We start from the raw sequence: 18,185 nt of genomic DNA on the forward strand, positions 1-18,185 counted from the left end.
GCGCCGCCCGGGCCCCGATGTCCGCCTGTGCCGGTGCTCAGGACGCGAAGGCCGCCAGCGCCTCGTCCAGCGTGTCGTACAGCGGCAGGCGCTGCGCCAGCCCGGTGACCCACATGACCTTGGAGTTGGAGTAGTTCACCCCCACCAGCGCGAAGTGGCCCTGTTCGGCCATCGTGCGCTGCCAGTGGTGCACGATCAGGCCGAGGGCCCGCGAGTCCATGAAGGTGACGCCGGCCAGGTCGAGCACCAGATCCGGGCCGTGCTCGTCGGCGACGTCGGCCAGCCGGTCGGTGAACTGGTCGCGGGTGGTCGCGTCCAGGATGCCGCTGACGCGCACGACGGGCACTCCGTCGGTCACCGCCGACGTCAAGGTCAGGGCCGAGTCGGCCCTATCCGGAACAGTCACCACGCGCCTCCTCGCCGCTTCCCTGGCGCATGGCGCCAACCCCTGAGGGGGTTCAATCGCAACCTTACTGTTGCCTGGGGGGTAGCAATACTCTTGATTTCTGGGGAATACTGGAGCCGAGGTCCAGCAGAGGGCCTCGTCTCGACAGTAGTACGCGAGGCGACGTCTGCTCTGCATGGGCTCCGGCGGTCCGCCTCGCTCGCAAGACATACGAGGGAGCAGCAATGGCTGCCGAGGACCGCATCACCCCCCAGACCGACGTCGTCGCCGAGGACCTCCTGCGCGAGCTCGCCGAGCCCGGCACCGGCGAGACCCGTCGCGAGCGGCTCCGCGAGATGATCGTCGAGATGCACCTCCCGATGGCCCGGGAGATCGCCCGCCGCTACCGCCACCGCGGCGAGCCCATGGAGGACCTGCTGCAGGCCGCCTACGTGGGCCTGATGAAGGCGATCAACGGGTTCGACGCGGAGCTGGGGCACAGCTTCAGAGGCTATGCCATGGTGACCATGACCGGCGAAGTGAAGCGCCACTTCCGGGACCGCACCTGGGCGGTTCGGGTGCCGCGCCTCTACCAGGAGCGCCGGTCGGAGCTGAACCGCCTGGTCGCCGACTTCACCCAGGAGCTCGGCCGGTTCCCCACCGTCGCCGAGCTGGCCGCCAAGATGGGCATCTCCGAGGAGGACATGCTCCTCACCATGGACGCCTCCGCCGCCTACAGCACCCTGTCGCTGGACGCGCCGATGGGCGCCGACGACGACGCCGCCGCGCTCGGCGACGTCATCCCCGACGAGGACGACGAGCTGGGCACCCTGGTCGACCGCGAGGCGGTCAAGCCGCTGATCGACCGGCTGCCCGAGCGCGAGCGCAACATCCTGCTCCTGCGCTTCTACGGGAACATGACCCAGGCCGAGATCGCCGCCGAGTTCGGCATCTCGCAGATGCACGTCTCCCGTATCCTGCGCAAGGTGCTCGACCAGCTCCGCTCCCAGCTCATCGCCGCGTGATTAAAGCTCATATCCTGGGGCACTGAATCGCGGAGCATAAGGCGCGTGAGGGGAGCACTTCCCTGGCGCATCGGAGCTTCGGGGTATCTTCGTCGGTGAACGGCGTCCGGGACGGACGGTGCCCTTCGCAGCTGATCGCTTCTGGAGGCGGTTATCGGGTGAACGAGGACGAGCTCCCTCCCCGCTTCCGGGCGGACGGGGACGGCCAGTGGCCGTCCCCGTCCGGCGCGGTCGTCCGGGAGATGAGCTTCTGCGTCGGTGACCTCCCCGACCTGCGGGACTTCGCCGCCCTCCACGCCCGGCGGGCCGGCATGGCCGAGGAGTGCATCGGCGATTTCCTCGTCGCGGTGAACGAGGTGGCCACCAACGCCGTCACCCACGGGACCGCCAAGGCCCGGCTGCGCATCTGGTGCGAGCGCGACGATCTGGTGATCGACGTGCATGACGACGGCCACTGGACCTTCGACGACACCCCCGGCATGATCGCCCCGCACGACTACTCCACCAGCGGCATGGGCCTGTGGGTCGCCCGCAGGCTGGCCCGCGATCTCCGGCTCCGCACCGGTCCCGGCGGGACCGACGTGGTGATGCGCTTCCGCGTCCCTTGAAACGCCCGGAGCGGCCGGTCGGCCGCCTACCGGCGCGTCGGCGCGTCATGATCCGCCATCCCGGACGCCCCTGGCGCCGCGCTCCGGACCGAACACCCCGCCCGTGACCGTGATCGAACGTGAGAGGGGCGCCGTCCCGTCGGACGGCGCCCCTCTCACGTTCGCCTGCCCGCCCGCGGTCCGCGGGCGGGCGCCGGTCAGCGGCGGTTGCGGCCGCGCCAGTGGCCGCTACCGACACTGGAGGTGCCGATACCGGCCTGGTGCAGTGCCAGCAGGCACAGCCCCAGCGCGATCAGCGCGGTGGTGGAGATCCCGATGCTGGTACCGATCAGGCTGAACAGGAAGGCGATCCCGAAAACGATCGCCGCGACAATGGCGAGCATTCGCTACCTCGTTTGGTGTCGGGCCGGGGAGGGGACCTGCCCGGCGGGGGAGTAGGTAAGACCCGCCAGCTCCTGCAGCATCGAGCGATAGTCGCGCAATGCCAGCCGGAGCTGCTCGGTGTCGTTGTCGTCGGCCTTGTTCCAGCGGTCGGCGAGCGCCTGCCGGCGGGCGGTCAGCGCCGCGACGGCCTCCTCGACCAGCCGGTCCGCCTGCTGTACGGCGTCCCGCGGATCGTCGACGAAGCCGGCCTGCACCTCGCGCCACCGCTGCTGCAGCTCGCGGGCCCGGTCATCCGCCGCCCCGCCCGCCGCGTCCGGTGCCGCGGCGGTGGCGCCGGGCACCGGGGCCGCCGCGACGCCGCCGGCTCCGGCGTCCGTCAGGCCGGTCCCGTCCCGGCCCGCGACGTCCCGGTCGGAGTCGTACCGGTCCGCGCCGGGCACGTCCGTGTCGTGCCGGTCGGTGTGATCCCGGTCCAGATCGTGGTGATCGAGATCGGTCACCGACGGGGCCGTGCCGTCGTATCCGGCCGGGAGGCGGCCGGCGTCCGTCCGGCCGGGCTCGTGCGCGCCCGCGGGTTCGTCGCCGGCTCCTCGCGGGTGCCTGGCCGTGTCATCGGTGTCATCGGTGTCATCGGTGTCACCGGTTTCACCGGTGTGGTCCGGGTCGGCCAGGCCGCCAGTGCCGTCAGAACGGTGCGCACCGGGCGCATCGTCCGTCACGGCGGCGCCTTCGGGGCGGGTCGGCTGGTCGGCGTCGTCGGGATAGGGGGCCGCGTCCGGGGAGCCGTGCCGGCCGAAGTCCGACGTGGCCTCCTCGGGCCGGCCGTCGTCGGCCCGGCTCGCCGGACCGGAGGCGACCAGCCGGTCACCGGAGGCACCGGACCGACGGTCCAGATGATCATTCTGGCCCGGCGTGCCAGGGCCGGCGACGCCGTCCGGGCGGACTCCGGGCCCGTGGGCCGGACCCGCCGGCCCGTCCAGCACGTCGGCATGAGATTCGGCGGGACGGTCCGTCCCGTGCCGGCCGTCGGCGTCTTCGTCGATGTCTCGGCGGTACGGTTCCATCTGGGGTCAGCCTCCCTGGGTGTGGCGGTGCGCGGCGGTCTCGTCGGTGCGCGCCTCGCGGGCCGCCGGTTCGTGGCCGGCCACCCCGTCCTGGTGGCGGTCCCGCTCGTCCAGTCCGTCCCGGTCGGTGGCGTTCCGCCGGTCCAGGTCGTGCCGGTCGCCGGCGTCCAGGTCGGGCGGGCCGTCGAGGTCCCGGTGGTCACCGGCCGGCGCGCGGCCCGGCGTGACGCTCTCCTCCAGCAGCTCCTCGAACAGCGCCCGGTAGTGCACCATGGCCTGCCGCAGCTCTTCGGTGGATGCCTCCTGGCGGGCGGCGCGGCTGCTGATCTCGTGCGCGCTGCGGTAGTGGTCCATCGTCGGCCCGTGCGCGACCGACAGGTCGGAGACCTGCTGCTCGAACCCCTCGGTCGGGTAACCGCGATCGGCCATGACGGCGGTCACCAGGTGATCGGCCTCGGTCACCGCGAACCCCGGGGCGTCGACGAACCGCTCCTGCACCTCGGTCCACTTCTTGGCGTAGGCCGTGCGGCTCTCCGGAGCCAGCGGCCTGATGTCCAGCTTGGCGTGGCGCTGCTCGCGCTCGATCAGCTCCTGCTCCGCCTCGCGGCGGTTCTCCCGCTCGCTGATCGTGCGGTCGTACTCCGGGCCGAAGCGCTCCTGCAGCCGCCGCCGGCGCTGCTGCCGGGTCAGCAGATAGCCGACGACCAGGATCGCCACCACCGCGGCTACAACGACGGCCACCCAGGTGATGGTCATGTCTGCCTCCGGTTATGTGTGTCTTTGTGACTCCCCGACTGCCCGAGGAAAGGCCTGCAAAACCGGCGGAAGCCATGGGCGATCGTCAAGATATGGGCAAGTTCTTCGTGGCCGATGCATAAGGGCTCCGCCCCGCCTCAGCCGATCTCGGAGGGCTCCTCGCCCGGCTCGGCCAGCGCGCCGGCCAGCACCGCCGCGATGTGCGAGGCGCCGGCGACCGGCCGCTCGACGAATCCGGCCGCCGGGTCGTAGTCAATGTCCAGGCCGCCGTCCACCAGCCGGCGCGCCCACCGCACCGCCGTGTTGGCCTTGGCCGGCGGTACCGCGCCGCCCTGTGCCATGGCCGACAGGTTCCGCAGGTTGGTCGCCGGCCCCGACTGGGTGTGCGCGCGGTCCACCTTCCAGGGCAGCGCCCGGCGGTGGTCCATCATGGGCTTGGCCAGCCCGGCGTTCCGCTTGGCCTGCAGCACGCCCGACTCGGTCACCCCGAAGTGGGCGGCGAGCTCCGCGTTGGACCACCCGGCCGCGGCCAGCCGCGCCAGTTCCGCCCGGTCCACCTTGGCCCTACGCCCCATCCGCCGCTCCCCTGACTCACGCCGTGATTCCTACCGTCCCATGATCAGGCCTTCCTCCCATGGGCACCACCCGGCCGTGCGGCCGTCCCGCCGCTTTCCCGTACGCAGGAGCTCTGGATCTGCGCTAAGGTTGTTCCTGCCCGCCTGAGGTGGGCACCGGGACGTAGCGCAGCTTGGTAGCGCACTTGACTGGGGGTCAAGGGGTCGCAGGTTCAAATCCTGTCGTCCCGACCAGGCAACACCTGGTTGGCAAGGGTGTCACGAGATCACGTGACACCCTTTCTCTTTTCTGCGTGACCAGCCGGGTGACCGAGCGCGGGAGGCCCGGGCCTTCGCCTGGACGCTGCCCCCGGATATGGGCAGGATCCTCCTTCCGGCGCCCGGCCTTGGTTACCACTGGTGGCGCTGTGTCCCCCGAGGCCGGCGATGTCCAGCAGCGGGTCCTCGCCCCCGGGACGCGGCCGGGCGGCCTCTGGCCGGCCCCGAATCCATCGGGAGCGAACCCCCTGGATCCGGCAGCCGTCGAGAGCGAGGAAACGGCACGTCCATTAATGCGGTTAAATTCGGGTCGCGACCGGCTCGCACCTGAACTGCTGAGTAACTTGCCCGTTATGTGAAGAAACTAGGTGCGGAAGACCTGGTCGAGCACGTCCTGATGGGGGGGAGATCACCCGCTTCAGGTATTTCATCCCCGAAGCGCTTTTCGTCCGTGATACTCCTTCTGTCGGATGTCGGCCCGGTTGACAGCCACCCGTGCACCCTTTTAAGGTAACGGCAGTCTGAGGGGCGGAGAGTAACGAACGCCGCTGGAAGCGTTACCTCGGTTCCTTGACCAAATGATCGGATTGGGGGGAGTTCGGGCACGTCGCGCGAGGGATCGGCAGTGATCGCCGTTGCGCCAGAATTTCGTATGGTCCTTTACCTGGCTTTCGGGTGAGGGATTTTTTTTGGGTGGCCGAACCGTCGTGGTCGGCCACTCAGCTGCGCCTAGATTCAGCACAGGCCGGTTGCATCGTCCAACGATCGAGCCATCTCTTCTGGGGAAGAAATGATCGTCGCTCTGTTGCCCGATGTCGAACCCGAAGAGGTTCGTGAGCAAGGCCCGCCGTCCGAGGAACCGGTCTGGATTCCGCTCGACCTGGTCCGGCCCTCGGAATCGCCGCGTTCCGGTGGAATCAACCGGGAACACGTGGCACTACTGGCGGAAGCGGAGGCGGAACTGCCGCCGATCCTCGTACACAGATCCTCGTTGCGCGTCGTCGACGGGATGCATCGCCTGTGCGCGGCGCGGCTGCGCGGCGCACAGACCGTGGCGGTCCGCTTCTTCGACGGTGACGACGACGACGCCTTCGTGGCGGCCGTCCGGTCGAACATCGCCCACGGTCTGCCGCTGTCGCTGGCCGACCGCACGGCCGCGGCGACGCGCATCATCAGGACGCGTCCGGACTGGTCGGACCGCATGATCGCTTCGGTGACCGGGCTCGCGCCGAAGACCGTCGGCGCGGTCCGGCGTTCGACCGGGGACGATGCGCAGTCGAACAGGCGGGTCGGCAGGGACGGGCGGGTACGTCCGGTCAACAACGCCGAGGGCAGACGCCTGGCGGGCGCGCTGCTGACGGAGAACCCGGACGCGCCGCTGCGGGAGATCGCCAGGGCCGCCGGAGTCGCTCCGTCCACCGTGCTGGACGTCCGGCAGCGCCTCGAACGCGGCGCCGACCCGGTACCGCCCCGCCTGCGCGACACCGAGTCGAGCGGGAGACGGACGGCGCGGAAGGCGCCGCCGCCCGCGCCGCGTGCCGGTGGGGGCGCCCCCCTGGACAAGGACTCGGTGCTGCGGAGTCTCCGGCGAGACCCCTCCCTGAGGTTCAGCGAGTTCGGCCGCGCGCTGCTGCGGCAACTCGACCTCGACCTCGCCGGCTCGGCCGGGTCGGGACGCGCCGCGGCCGCCGTGCCATCCCACTGTGTGGCCCGGGTGGCCACGCTGGCCAGGGAGAACGCCCGGTTCTGGGAGGAGTTCGCGCAGTCGCTGGACCAGCGCGCCCGCGCCATCGACCCCGCTTAGGGGCGCGACCGAATCCCACGACCGGAGTCTCCCACCGGCCGGCCTTCGACACCCGGGGACAGGTCCTTCCAGGGCCGCCGGGCCGTCTCGTGCCCGCCGCCGGCCGCGCACGGCCGGCGGCGGGTTCGCGGCCGCGCCGCCGGCGGCAGCGAAAAGCAGTGTTCGAGTATTTCCCGCGCCGCCCGAATTCCCTCTCCGGGCGAATTGTGTAAAGTATTCCCGGTGCTCCGGGAAGCCGTTTCCCGGGCACCGGCCCTGGCCTCGACTATTGGGTGCGAGAGGTGAACTTGTCTGTACCGGCGAAGATGTTCACCCAGCGTTCGGAAGTATTCGGGCGGTGGGTAGCCGTGATGGAACATCGGCGCGACGACCGCAAGATGGTCCCGGCGGCGTGGAAAACCCGTTGCATACGTTCCGGCGACGTCCATGAATTCATCCTCTGCCGGCCGGGCGCCGACCGGGCGGCGGAGATGAACGACGTCTCCTACCTCGGCTTCGCCGAGATCGTACGTGGTGGCGTGGTCGTGATCGGCGACGAAGTGCAGGTGTCGGGCCGGGTCGTCGGCACCGTCCACGGCTTCGACGAGACCCATTTCCCGAACCACTACAACATCCTGATCGCCGCCGGAGAACTGGTCACCGGTGCCGAGATCGGCCTGGAGCTCGGCGAAGGAGTCACCTTCCGCCCGGCACCGGGCGCGTCCGCCTGACCGGTCGGCCACCGCGATCGACGACACCTCGGGCATCTGCCGCCGGCAGATGCACGACTACCGCGTGATGGGGGTTTTCGCATCTTGTCCGCAGTGACGATCAACTACGAGAGCCTTATTCGCAAGAACCGCTCCGGCGCCTTATCCCCGGAAAAGTTCATCAAATTCGCCTGCATCGTATGCGAGCGGGAAATCGATGATCCCCGGCGCAACCGGTGCCCAGACTGCAACGGCGCGGTCGACGCCATCTACGATCTGGACAACTTCGTCGCGCCCGAGACGCTCACCACGCCGAACACCCTGCTCCGCTACTTCTCGCTGCTGCCGCTGAAGGAACGCGAGTCGGTGCACTGGCTCGGCGAGGGCAACACCCCCTGCTTCGAGGTGCCCGCACTCGCCGCCGAGCTGGGGGTCGGCCGGTTGTTCTTCAAGGACGAGTCGGCCAACCCGACGCGCTCCACCAAGGACCGCATCGCCTCGGTCGGCCTGTCCCACTTCACCGAGCTCGGGGTGACCCGGCTCGTGCTGTCGTCGACGGGCAACAGCTCCACCGCCTACGCCCGCGGCGCGCAACTCGTCGACGGGTTCCAGATCCACATCTTCGTCGGCCGCGACTTCGTGCACCGGCTCAACTACACCGACCACCCGGCGGTCCACACGCACGTCGTGGACGGCCCGTTCGTGGCGGCCGGCGGGGTCGCCCAGCGGTACGCCAGGGAGAACGGCATCGCCTGGGAGGGCGGCTTCTTCAACCTGTCCAGGCGGGAGGGACTCAAGCTCGCCTACCTGGAGGCGTTCGACGCGATGCCCGTCGAGCCGACGCACGTGTTCCAGGCGATCAGCAGCGGGATGGGCCTGCTCGGCGCCTACAAGGGCGCGCTGGAATATCGCGAGCTGGGCCGGCTGTCCCGGCTGCCGTCGTTCGTCGCGGTGCAGCAGGAGTCCTGCGGGCCGATGGCGCACGCGTTCACCGAGGGCGCCGAGACCATCGGGGAACGGCACATCGTCAAAAACCCCAGGGGCCTGGCGTACGCCATCTTGCGCGGCGACCCGACCCCCACCTACCCCTACGTCCGCGACCTGGTCCTGCAGAGCAGGGGCGGCATCGAGGCGGCGTCCGATCTGCGCATCCGCGAGGCCCACCGCATGCTGGCCGAGGTGGCCGGAGTGCGGGCCTGCTATGCCAGCGCGACCGCGTTCGCGGGCGCGGTCAAGATGGCGCGGGAGGGCCGGCTGGGCGAGGACTCGGTCCTGCTGGTCAACCTCACCGGCACCGACCGGCCGTCGCTGCCGGTGCCGACCCGGCTGACCGAGTGGTCGGAGAACGTGGCGTGACGAACTTGATGGAGCCGGGACCGGCCGCCGCCGCGGACGTCCGGACCACCACGACCGTGGCCGACGTCGTGTTCACCGGCCTGGCGCAGGCCGGGGTGAGGACGGTCGTCGGGTTCCCCGGCGAGACCTCGCTGCCGCTGTACGTCGCGGCGCAGCGCCAGGACGCGGTCCGGCACGTCATGGCCCGCTGCCCGCGCTGCGCCGGCTACATGGCCGAAGCGTACGCGAGGGTGTCCGGCGAGGTCGGCGTGTGCGACGCGCCGGGCGGCATCGGCTCGCCGTTCACCACGCCCGCGCTGCTGGAGGCCTACAACAGCTCGACCCCGCTGGTGTTCGTCGCCAGCGGGGTCGCCCGGGACAAGCGGGGCCGTTGGACCACCGGCGAGTGCGCCCAGCAGGAACTGTTCGGCGCGGTGGCCAAGAGCACCGTCCGGCTGGAGCTCCCCGACGGTGCGGCCGCTCGGGTGGCGAGCGCCGTGCACGCCGCGGCGTCCCCGCGCGGCGGCCCGGTGTTCGTCGAGGTGCCTTCGGACGTCCTCACCCTGCCCGCCGGCGGCGGGCCGTCCGGCGCGGCCGCGCCCGCGCGCGGGCGGTTGCGCGCGGCACCGGCCGCCGACGTCGTCGCCGGGGTGGCCAAGCTACTGCGGGACGCCGGCCGGGCGGTCGTCGTCGCGGGCGGCGGCGTGCACGCCGGGGACGCGACCGGCGCGCTGCGCGAGCTGATCGCGCGGACCGGCCTGCCGGTCGCGACCACCCTCAACGGCAAGGCGGCGGTGGACGAGCGGCTGCCCAGTGCCCTCGGCGTCACCGGGGCCAAGGGCGGCCTGGCCGCCAACCGGTACATCCACCAGGCCGACGTGATCGTCGCCATCGGCACCAAGCTCGGTGACAAGTCCACCGACAAGTACCGCTGGCCTCACGCGGGACAGGTGCTCGTGCACGTCGACTCCGACGCCGGTGAGCTCGACCGGTTCGGGCACCCGAGCCTGCCCGTGCTCGCCGACGCGGGCGAGTTCTGCCGGGCGCTGACCGGGGAACTGTCCGGCTTCCGCTACCAGGGACCGGTATTCCGGCCGGAACCGCCGTTCTGGTCGTCCGGGCTGACCGACCACCTTTGCCGCAGGCTCACCGCCGGCCTCGGCGACGCCGACGTGGTGGTGGCCGACGCCAGCGTGTCCAGCGGCTGGGCGGGCGCGGCGGTGCGGATGCGCGGGGCCCGGCAGCGGCTGCTGACGCCCCGCGGCAGCGGCAGCATCAGCTACGCGCTGCCCGCCGCGCTCGGCGCGAAGCTCGCCCGCCCGCACGCCCGGGTCTTCGGCATCGGCGGCGACGGCGGCCTGTCGATCGCCATGCACGAGATGGAGACCGCGGTCCGCCTTGACCTGCCGGTCACCTACTTCCTCCTGAACAACGAGCGGCTCGGCCTGATCGACCGGCACGCCGTGGACCTGCTCGGCGGCCGTCCGGTGAGCGCGGAGTTCACCTCGATCGACTGGCAGGCGATCGCCTCCGCGTTCGGCTGGCGCTCGGCGCGGGTGCGCGACGCCGGCGAGCTCGACGCCGTCTGGGACACCGTGTGCGACGGCGCCCGCCCGACCCTGGTCGAGTGCGTCGTGCCCGCCGACGAGAGCGCCCCCGACCTGGTTCTGACCCTGCGAGGAGAAGAGGACGCATGAGCATTCTGGTACTGCACACGCAGAACGCGAGCCGGCGCCGGCACTTCGCCCGCGTCCAGGAGTACGCCAGGCGGCACGGCGAGCGCCTGCTGCTGATCGTCAAGAACCCCACCTGGGAGACCGACTTCGTCGACCGGGTGTGGCCGGCGGACACCTCCAGCATCTCCGACACCGTCGATGCCGCCCGGCGGCTCGCCGCCGAAGAGGAGGAGCCGATCCGCGCGGTCGTGGCGTTCGTGGAGCACAGCGTGCCCGCCGCCGCGGCCGTCGCCGAGGAGCTGGGCCTGCCCTTCGTCAGCCCCCGTACCGCGCAGATCGCCCGGGACAAGTACGCGATGCGCCGGGCGTTCGAGGTGGCCGGGCTGCCGCAGCCGGGCTTCGGTCTGGCCAGGACCCTGGACGAGGCCCGCGAGGCGGCCGGGCGCATCGGCTTCCCGCTGGTGATGAAGCCGCTGATCGGCGGCGGCAGCATGTACGTGCGCCGGGTGAACGACCTCGACGAGCTCACCGAGCACTTCGAGCCGATCCGCCGCGGCTCGTGGGACGGTTTCGACTACGACCCGCTGTACGCCTCCGCCATGGCCGAGTACCGGGGCGCGCTGCTGCTGGAGGGCTACCTGCCGGGCGCGGAGATCAGCGTCGAGTCGATGGTCGTCGACGGCGTGACCAAGGTCGTCGCGATCCACGACAAGCCGCTGCCGATGAACGGCCCGTTCTTCGAAGAGGTCTACTACGTCACGCCGACCTCGCTGCCGGCCGAGGTCGTCGCGCGGGTGCACGAGATCACCGCCAGAGCGCACGAGGCGCTGGGCATCACGATGGGCGCCACCCACACCGAGTTCCGCGTCCAGGAGGGCGAGGAGCCGAAGATCCTGGAGACCGCGGCCCGGCTCGGGGGCGGCCCCATCTACCAGTCGCTGCTGCTCAGCACGGGTATCGACATGGTCGAGGCGCTGTGCGACGTCGCCTTCGGCCGGGCGCCGGACCTGACCCCGCGGCGGCCGGTGACCCCCACCGGGTTCTCCCTGTTCTTCGCCGAGAAGGCAGGGCGGATCAAGGCGATCCACGGCGTCGGCGAGGCGCTGGCCGACCCGGACGTCCAGGAGCTGCTGCTCTACCGCGAGGTCGGCGACGGGGTGAACGTCCCGCCGCACGTGTGGCAGGCGCATGGCCACGCAATCTTCACCGCCCGGACGCAGGCCGAACTCGGCGACGTCTTCGACCGGCTCGCCAAGACCATCCGCTTCGAAGTCGAATGACCCGACGGCCCGGGCGGGACGGACGTGCCCGCCCGGGCCCCTCACCTGTGGGGACCCTTCATGCTCGAACGCTCGACCAGGAAGTTCATCGCCGTCACCCGGGTCGTCACCAGCCTGGGTTACTACCTGACCATCCCGTTGCTCGGCGTCATCGCGCTGAGGGCGGGTTCGATGTCCGCGGTCGAGGTCGGCGCGCTGGTATCCGCGCACGCGCTGTTCCGCCGTGGGCTGGCGCTGCCCACGGGCGTGCTGTGCGACCGGTGGGGCGGCGAGCGGGTGCTGGTGGCGGGTCTGGTGGCCGAGGCGGTGGGGTATGTCCTGCTCGCCTCGTCGATCACCTTCCCGGTCTGGCTCGCGGCACTGGTGATCGACGGCGCGGGCGGCGCCGCGTACAACTCCGCCGGCCGGGTGGTGCTGGCGAAAGCGTCGAAGGAGGGCGGCAGCGCCGCGAGCTTCGCGGGCTTTTATGTGGCGACGAACGTCGGTGCACTGCTCGGGCCGCTGCTCGCCGCGGCCCTGAGCGCGCACGGCTCGCCGCGCGCCGCCCTGCTGCTGTCCGCGCTGGCCTACGCGTGCGCCGCGGCCGGAGCGCTGTGGCGGTTCCGCACGGTGGACCGGAGCAGGCCGGTCACGGCGGCGGGCGGCAGTGTGTGGCGTTCACTGGTCGGCCCGCTGGGCGATCGGCTCTTCGTGGTGTACTGCGCGATGACGGTGCCGCTGTGGTTCGGCATCTCGCTGCTGGTGTCCGCGCTGCCGCTCGAGGCGGACCTCCGCGGCCTCGGCTACGTCGACGTCGGCGTGATCAACTCGCTGAACGCGCTGGTGGTCGTCGCCCTCGGCACCAAGGTCGGCAAGATCACTGATGGCTGGGACCTGCCGCGGCGCATGCGTTTCCTCGGCGCGGGCGGGTTGGCGATGGCGGCCGGCTGCCTGGTCTGCCTGCCGGCCGGCACGCCCTGGCTGTACGCCGGCATGGTGGTGATCACGCTCGGCGAGCTCGCACTGATCGCCGCGACCGACATCGTCGCCGTGCACCTGGCGCCCGAGGGCTCGACCGGGGTGTATCTCGGCTACGTCACCACCGCGTGGGCGGTCGGCGGGGTGCTGGCCGGGGTGCTGGCGGGCGCGCTGCTCGACGGCTCAGGCCCCGGCCGGGTCGTCTTCTGGGCGGTGAGCACCGCGCTGCTGCTGGGCGCGGCCGTGTGGTTCACCGTCGCCGGCCGCGCGGTCACCGCCCGCGCGGCGGCGGGCGCCGCCCGTACCTGAACGCGAACCTGGGGGCGGCCCCTACGAGTGGGAGGAGATGGGATCATGCGTTTCGGCAGGGTGGTGCACGCCGGCGGCACGAGCTACGTCGAGGTGCGCGAGCAGACCGCGATCGAGCTCGAGTGCGCGCCGTTCGGCGGCGTCCGGCCTACCGGGCGGGCCTGGCCGCTCGACTCGGTGCGGCCACTCGCCCCGGTCGAACCGACCAAGATCATTGGAGTCGGCCGGAATTACCACACCGGGGCCGAGCCCGCCGTGGCGGATCCCGGCGAGCCGCTGGTGTTCGGCAAGCCGCCCTCGAGCGTGATCGGACCCGGCGCGCCGATCGTGCTGCCCGCCGGCGCGGGACAGGTCGACTTCGAGGGCGAGATCGCCGTGGTGATCGGCGTCCGGTGCCGCTCGGTACCGCGGGAGCGGGCCCTGGACGTCGTCTTCGGCTGCACGATCGCCAACGACGTCACCTCGCGCGAGCACCAGAGATCCGACGGGCAGTGGACGCGGGCCAAGGGCTACGACAGTTTCTGCCCGCTCGGCCCGTGGGTGCGCGCCGGATTCGACGCCTCGGACGTCGAGGTCCGCACCCTGCTGGACGGCGTGGTGCGGCAGAAGGAACGCAGCAGCTCGATGATCCACGACATTCCCACCCTGGTGGCCTGGTGCTCGGAGGTCATGACGCTGGAGCCGGGTGACGTCATCCTGTCCGGCACGCCCGCGGGCACCGGCCCACTCGCCCCGGGCCAGGAGGTCGTGGTGGAGGTCGACGGGCTCGGGGCGCTGGCGAACCCGGTCGTGGCCGGGTGACCGCGCCGCCCGCCGTAGGGGCGGTGAGTTTCGACATCGACGACACGCTCATCGACTACTCGGCCTCGGTGCCGCACAGCCTGCGCGAGCTGTTCGGCCCCGAGGCCGACCCCGGGCTGTGGCAGGCGCTGATCGACGCGCTGTACCCGCGTTACCTCGCCGGCGGGCTGACGCACGAGGCGTACCTGCGCACGCGCCTGGCGGCCATGCTCACCGCGCTGGGCCGCCCGGTGCCAGGCGCCGCCGGGCTCGATGAGCTGGAACGGCGGCGCAGGACGGCGGCGGAGTCGCGGCTGCGGCTCTATCCGGACGTGCCCGGCTGCCTGGCCGCCCTGCGCGAGGCGGGCCTGCCGCTGGCCCTGCTGTCCAACGCGGACGGCCCGCGGCAGCGGCGGCGGCTGGACGTCGTCGGCCTCACCGGCCTGTTCGACGCCATCGTGATCTCCGGCGAGTCCGGGGTGGCCAAGCCCGATCCGGCCGCGTTCGGCCTGGTGCGCGCCCGCCTGGGGGTCGACCACGTCGTGCACGTCGGGGACGACCCCGCGGCGGACGCGCGGGGCGCGCTCGGCGCGGGGTTCCTGCCGGTCCTCGTCGACCGGGCCGGGCGGACCCGGGCGGTCCCGCCGGGCGTCCTGCGGGTCGGGGATCTGCGGGCGGTGCCCGCACTGCTGGAGCACGTGGGAAGGGGAGTGTGAGATGCACATGCTGCTGGTCGGCGCGTGGCCGGAGCTGGCGAACCAGCTGGTCGGGCTGCCCGCGCGGGTTTCGCTGCTGCAGCAGCCCAAGTCGGTGGACGGGCGGGAGCAGGAGTGGGCGCACCGCTACGTCGAGGTCGAGTACGGCGAGGTCGACGCGGCCGTCGCGGTGGCGGAGCGGATCCACCACCAGGACCCGGTGGACGTCGTGGTGGGCTTCCGGGAGTTCGCGCTGCCCGCGGTCGCCGCGATCGCCCGGGCTCTGGACCTGCCCAGCGTGCCGGGACCGGTGGACACTCTCGGCCTGGACAAGGCGGAGGTGCGCGACCTGATCCGGGACGGCGCCGCCCGCGTCGTACGGCACCGGGTGTGCCGGACCGAGCAGGACGTGCACGGGTTCGCCGCGGAGGCCGGCTTCCCGCTGATCCTCAAGCCGGCCGGGGGCGCGGGCAGCATCGGCGTGCACGCGGTGCGGGACGCCGCCGGGCTGGCCGACGCGTGGCGGCACGCGAGCGCGGCGGCGGCCGGCGCGGCGGTGCTGGCCGAGGAACTGGTGACCGGTCCCGAGTACAGCGTGGAGACGCGATCGGCCGGCGGACGGCACGAGGTGGTCGCGGTGACCGAGAAGCTGACCACCGGGGCGCCGCACTTTGTCGAGGTCGGTCACCTGGTGCCCGCCCGGCTGCCCGCGCGCGTCGCCGAGACGCTCGGCGCCGAGGCGCTGCGTGCGGTCGCCGCGACCGGGCACCGCACCGGCCCGTGCCACGTCGAGCTGATCCTCACCGGTGAGGGCCCGGCGATCGTGGAGATCAACCGGCGGCCGGGCGGCGACCGCATCTGGGAGCTGGTCCGCCTCGCCACCGGGCGGGACATCATGGCCGAGTCTTTGTGGGACGCCGCCGGCGCCGAGCCGCCGATCGGCACGCGCTCGGCGGCCGCCGCGATCCGCTTCCTGACGCCCACGGGCCCGGCCACTGTCGCCGAGGTGCTGCCGCGGGACGCGGCGATCGGGGTGCCGGGCTTCCTGCGCGGCGTGATCTCCGTACCGGGACCGGGCGCCGAGGTCGAGCCCGCCTCCTCGTCGCTGGGCAGGTTCGGGTACGTCCTGGTGGCCGGGGCGGACGCCGAGTCGGCGGCGGCCGCCGCCGAGCAGGCCCGGGCACGTGTGGACGAGGAATTGTTCGTCCCCCGGCCCTAAGGCCGGCCGGCGGCGAGCCGGAATCCGCGCCGCCCGGCCCGGGCGACGCGCCAGGCCGGGCCGGGCGTTGAGCGGGTGACGAAGTGCGCGTCAGGCGACCACCAGTCGGCCGGGACCCCGATCACCGGCGGTCCGAGATCGGCGGCGCGAGCGTGCCCTCAGGTGAGGAGGCCGGCGTGATCCGTCAGCGGGACTTCGGTGGCGGTCAGGCGCCTGCCTTCTCGCTCAGCTCATCGCTGTCGGGGTCCACGGCCGCGCGGGCCGTGATGCGGCGTTCTTTGAGGATGAACGCCAGGGCGAAACCGGCGGTGACCAGCACGGCCAGGATGACGAACACCCACCGGACGCCGCCGTGGTCGGCGATCTCGCCCAGCAGCGGGCTGACGACGCCGCCCAGCGAGAGCGTCAGGCCGAGCGTGATGCCCGAGGCGACCCCGATGCGGCCTGGCAGGTAGGAGTGCGACAGCGTGATCTGCGCGGCGAAGGGGACGAACAGGCTCACCCCGAGTGCCGCGGTCGCGACGATCACGACCGCCGGAGTCGGGGCGAGGACGATCGCACCGGTGGACAGCGCGGCCAGTAGATAGCCGGTGCGCACGACCCGCAACCGTCCGAACCGGTCGGCCAGCCATCCACCGGCCAGCGTGCCCGCCGCCCCTGCCGCCGGGAAGACCGACAGCGCGATCGAGGCGAACTCCGGCGACGTGCCGAATCGTTGAATGGCGTACAGCGATACGAACGTCGACGTGCCGACGAATGTGATCGACCATGTCGCCAGCACCAGCGTGAGCCAGCCGAACGCCCGCCAGTCATCGCCGGCCTGGTGCTGGGTCGCGGTCGCACGCCCGATGGCCGCGGTGGCGCCGGTCGCGGAGAACAGGTGCCGCCACGACACCGCGGCGTACACGAGACCGAACACTACGGCGGGTATCACCAGCAGCGCGGTGCCGTTCAAACCGAACCGGCCAACGACGAGGATCACCGCCGACGGCGCGAGGGCGCCGCCGAGGTTCCCGCCGACGGAGAACAGGCTCATCGCCCCGCTGGTGCCACCACCGGCTCTGCGGGCTTCCATAGTCGCGGCGGGGTGGTACGCGGCCACGCCGATGCCGGAGACGGCGATCACGATCCACACCGCCGGATACGACTCCGACACCAGGCCGCTCAGCGCCACGCCGATGCCGGCGGTCAGCAGGCCGGCCAGACTCATCCAGGGCATCCCGAACCTGTCGCTGAGATGCCCGAAGATCGGCTGCGCGACGCTGGACAGCGCGGTGGCGGCGAGGGTGACCCCGGCGACGGCGGCGTAGGTGTAGCGCGCGTGCAGGACGAAGAACGGCAACAGGGCCGCCACGGCACCGGTGTAGAAGTCGTTCGCGCCATGGGTCGCGGTCAGCGCCCACAGGCCCGCCCTGCCGGGCGCGGGAGAGGTGGTCGTGCTCAACGGGATTCCTTTCGACGGGGATCGCGCGCGTAGCGCGCACCCGAGGGCTCGCGGCATGGACGGCATGGTGCAACCGGAAGGGGGCGGCACAGGGATGGGGAAGACCGGCGGGAAGAGCCGCTCCGCAACAGGGGCGCCGACGCGCCTAAGCCCTGTTGCGGCAGACAAGTAGCCGTCCGCACATGGGATAGACTGTACACGATTCCTCAGACAAGTAGAGAGGTAGCGATGGCGCAGATCAGACGGGCGCCGCTCGCGGACCAGGCGGCCGAGGCCCTCCTTGAGCGCATCCGCGCCGGCGAGTGGCCCCTGGGGGCGAAGCTGCCCGGCGAGACGACCCTCGGCCCGCAGCTGGGCGTCGGCCGCTCGACCGTGCGCGAGGCCATCCGGCAGCTCGCGGGCCGAGGAGTCCTGGAGTCACGGCAGGGCGCGGGTGTGTTCGTCACGGCGCTCGATGTCACCGAGGACTGGAACGCCGTCATGCGGCGCGCCGGGATCATCTCGGTGATCGAGGCGCGTATCGCGATCGAGGCCGAGGCCGCCGCCCACGCCGCCGCGCGACGTACGCCGCAGGCGCTGCGCGCGATCCGCCGCGCGCTGGCCGATCGCCAGGAGCGACGCGGCAGCACGGAGGACCACGTGGACGCCGACATGGCCTTCCACCGCGCCATCGTCGCCGCCGCCGGCAATCCCGTCCTCCTGGAACTCTTCGACACCTTCGTGCCGAGGCTGCGCCAGGCGATGATCGACATGCTCCGCATCGGCCGGAGCCTCTCCGTAGAGCGAGACCAGGCGGCGCACGCCGATCTGGCGGAGGCGATCGCCGCGCGCGACGCCGACGCCGCGCGCCGCCTCAGTCGCGCCCATCTGGAATCCCTTGAGAGCGCGCTGCGCCGGTCCTGACGCCGACCGGCCCGGGGTCGGCAGGACGCGTTCCCGAAC

At 72.1% G+C, this 18,185-nt stretch carries 18 protein-coding genes and 1 tRNA gene; 13 read left to right on the top strand and 6 right to left on the bottom strand.

From position 1 onward, the window contains the following. Positions 1 to 37: 37 nt before the first annotated feature. Positions 38 to 406 carry an STAS domain-containing protein gene (locus Sru01_RS09990; RefSeq protein ID WP_239137217.1) on the bottom strand — a complete coding sequence of 123 codons (369 nt, stop codon included), beginning with the start codon at positions 404 to 406 and terminating at the stop codon, positions 38 to 40. A gap of 224 nt (positions 407 to 630) precedes the next feature. On the opposite strand from Sru01_RS09990, the gene Sru01_RS09995 reads away from it, so the two are divergent. Beyond that, entirely contained in the window at positions 631 to 1,410 is a 780-nt protein-coding gene (locus tag Sru01_RS09995; RefSeq protein ID WP_203983712.1) for a SigB/SigF/SigG family RNA polymerase sigma factor, read from the top strand. A gap of 158 nt (positions 1,411 to 1,568) precedes the next feature. Further along, positions 1,569 to 2,018, top strand: coding sequence for an ATP-binding protein (locus Sru01_RS10000; protein WP_239137219.1), 450 nt, complete (start codon positions 1,569 to 1,571; stop codon positions 2,016 to 2,018). Between the two features lie 197 nt (positions 2,019 to 2,215). Here Sru01_RS10000 and Sru01_RS10005 read toward each other — a convergent pair whose 3' ends face one another. From Sru01_RS10005 to Sru01_RS10020, 4 genes are all read right to left on the bottom strand, one after another. Then, positions 2,216 to 2,401 (bottom strand): hypothetical protein, encoded by a 186-nt coding sequence (locus Sru01_RS10005; protein ID WP_203983714.1) that lies wholly within the window; start codon positions 2,399 to 2,401, stop codon positions 2,216 to 2,218. A 3-nt stretch (positions 2,402 to 2,404) separates the two neighbouring features. Further along, positions 2,405 to 3,466 carry a chromosomal replication initiator protein DnaA gene (locus Sru01_RS10010; protein WP_203983716.1) on the bottom strand — a complete coding sequence of 354 codons (1,062 nt, stop codon included), beginning with the start codon at positions 3,464 to 3,466 and terminating at the stop codon, positions 2,405 to 2,407. A gap of 6 nt (positions 3,467 to 3,472) precedes the next feature. Continuing rightward, positions 3,473 to 4,222, bottom strand: coding sequence for a hypothetical protein (locus tag Sru01_RS10015; protein ID WP_239137221.1), 750 nt, complete (start codon positions 4,220 to 4,222; stop codon positions 3,473 to 3,475). 137 nt (positions 4,223 to 4,359) lie between these two features. Next, on the bottom strand, positions 4,360 to 4,797 hold the full coding sequence (locus tag Sru01_RS10020) for a hypothetical protein (RefSeq protein ID WP_203983718.1): 438 nt from the start codon (positions 4,795 to 4,797) through the stop codon (positions 4,360 to 4,362). 157 nt (positions 4,798 to 4,954) lie between these two features. Here Sru01_RS10020 and Sru01_RS10025 point away from each other — a divergent pair. From Sru01_RS10025 to Sru01_RS10070, 10 genes are all read left to right on the top strand, one after another. Beyond that, positions 4,955 to 5,031: transfer RNA gene (locus Sru01_RS10025), tRNA-Pro, on the top strand. Between the two features lie 1,015 nt (positions 5,032 to 6,046). Then, the gene (locus tag Sru01_RS10030; protein WP_445009379.1) at positions 6,047 to 6,859 is read left to right on the top strand and encodes an Lrp/AsnC family transcriptional regulator; all 813 of its coding nucleotides are present in this window, start codon (positions 6,047 to 6,049) and stop codon (positions 6,857 to 6,859) included. 305 nt (positions 6,860 to 7,164) lie between these two features. Beyond that, a complete protein-coding gene (locus Sru01_RS10035; RefSeq protein ID WP_203983722.1) occupies positions 7,165 to 7,569 on the top strand; it encodes a DUF6917 domain-containing protein in 405 nt (134 codons plus the stop codon). Between the two features lie 93 nt (positions 7,570 to 7,662). Beyond that, positions 7,663 to 8,904, top strand: coding sequence for a threonine synthase (locus Sru01_RS10040; protein ID WP_203983724.1), 1,242 nt, complete (start codon positions 7,663 to 7,665; stop codon positions 8,902 to 8,904). Further along, positions 8,901 to 10,580 carry a thiamine pyrophosphate-binding protein gene (locus Sru01_RS10045; RefSeq protein WP_203983725.1) on the top strand — a complete coding sequence of 560 codons (1,680 nt, stop codon included), beginning with the start codon at positions 8,901 to 8,903 and terminating at the stop codon, positions 10,578 to 10,580. Before Sru01_RS10040 ends, Sru01_RS10045 begins: the two co-directional genes overlap by 4 nt. Further along, entirely contained in the window at positions 10,577 to 11,839 is a 1,263-nt protein-coding gene (locus tag Sru01_RS10050) for an ATP-grasp domain-containing protein (RefSeq protein ID WP_203983726.1), read from the top strand. The genes Sru01_RS10045 and Sru01_RS10050 overlap by 4 nt, the downstream gene beginning before the upstream one ends. 60 nt (positions 11,840 to 11,899) lie before the next feature. Beyond that, positions 11,900 to 13,105, top strand: a complete 1,206-nt coding sequence (locus Sru01_RS10055; RefSeq protein ID WP_203983727.1) for an MFS transporter — start codon at positions 11,900 to 11,902, stop codon at positions 13,103 to 13,105. Positions 13,106 to 13,150: 45 nt separating this feature from the next. Continuing rightward, complete coding sequence (locus Sru01_RS10060; protein ID WP_203983728.1) at positions 13,151 to 13,906, top strand: fumarylacetoacetate hydrolase family protein; 756 nt, start codon at positions 13,151 to 13,153, stop codon at positions 13,904 to 13,906. A gap of 23 nt (positions 13,907 to 13,929) precedes the next feature. Beyond that, positions 13,930 to 14,601: an HAD family hydrolase gene (locus Sru01_RS10065; RefSeq protein WP_203983729.1), complete on the top strand. Its 672-nt coding sequence runs from the start codon at positions 13,930 to 13,932 to the stop codon at positions 14,599 to 14,601. Between the two features lies 1 nt (position 14,602). Continuing rightward, positions 14,603 to 15,799: an ATP-grasp domain-containing protein gene (locus tag Sru01_RS10070; protein ID WP_203983730.1), complete on the top strand. Its 1,197-nt coding sequence runs from the start codon at positions 14,603 to 14,605 to the stop codon at positions 15,797 to 15,799. A 205-nt stretch (positions 15,800 to 16,004) separates the two neighbouring features. On the opposite strand, the gene Sru01_RS10075 is transcribed toward Sru01_RS10070, so the two are convergent. Beyond that, a complete protein-coding gene (locus Sru01_RS10075) occupies positions 16,005 to 17,243 on the bottom strand; it encodes an MFS transporter (protein WP_203983732.1) in 1,239 nt (412 codons plus the stop codon). 228 nt (positions 17,244 to 17,471) lie between these two features. Between Sru01_RS10075 and Sru01_RS10080 the strand changes: the two genes are divergently transcribed. After that, the gene (locus tag Sru01_RS10080) at positions 17,472 to 18,146 is read left to right on the top strand and encodes a FadR/GntR family transcriptional regulator (RefSeq protein WP_203983734.1); all 675 of its coding nucleotides are present in this window, start codon (positions 17,472 to 17,474) and stop codon (positions 18,144 to 18,146) included. Positions 18,147 to 18,185 lie beyond the last annotated feature (39 nt).

It is taken from the genome of Sphaerisporangium rufum (assembly GCF_016863395.1).
In the GTDB taxonomy this organism is placed as follows: Bacteria; Actinomycetota; Actinomycetes; order Streptosporangiales; family Streptosporangiaceae; genus Sphaerisporangium; species Sphaerisporangium rufum.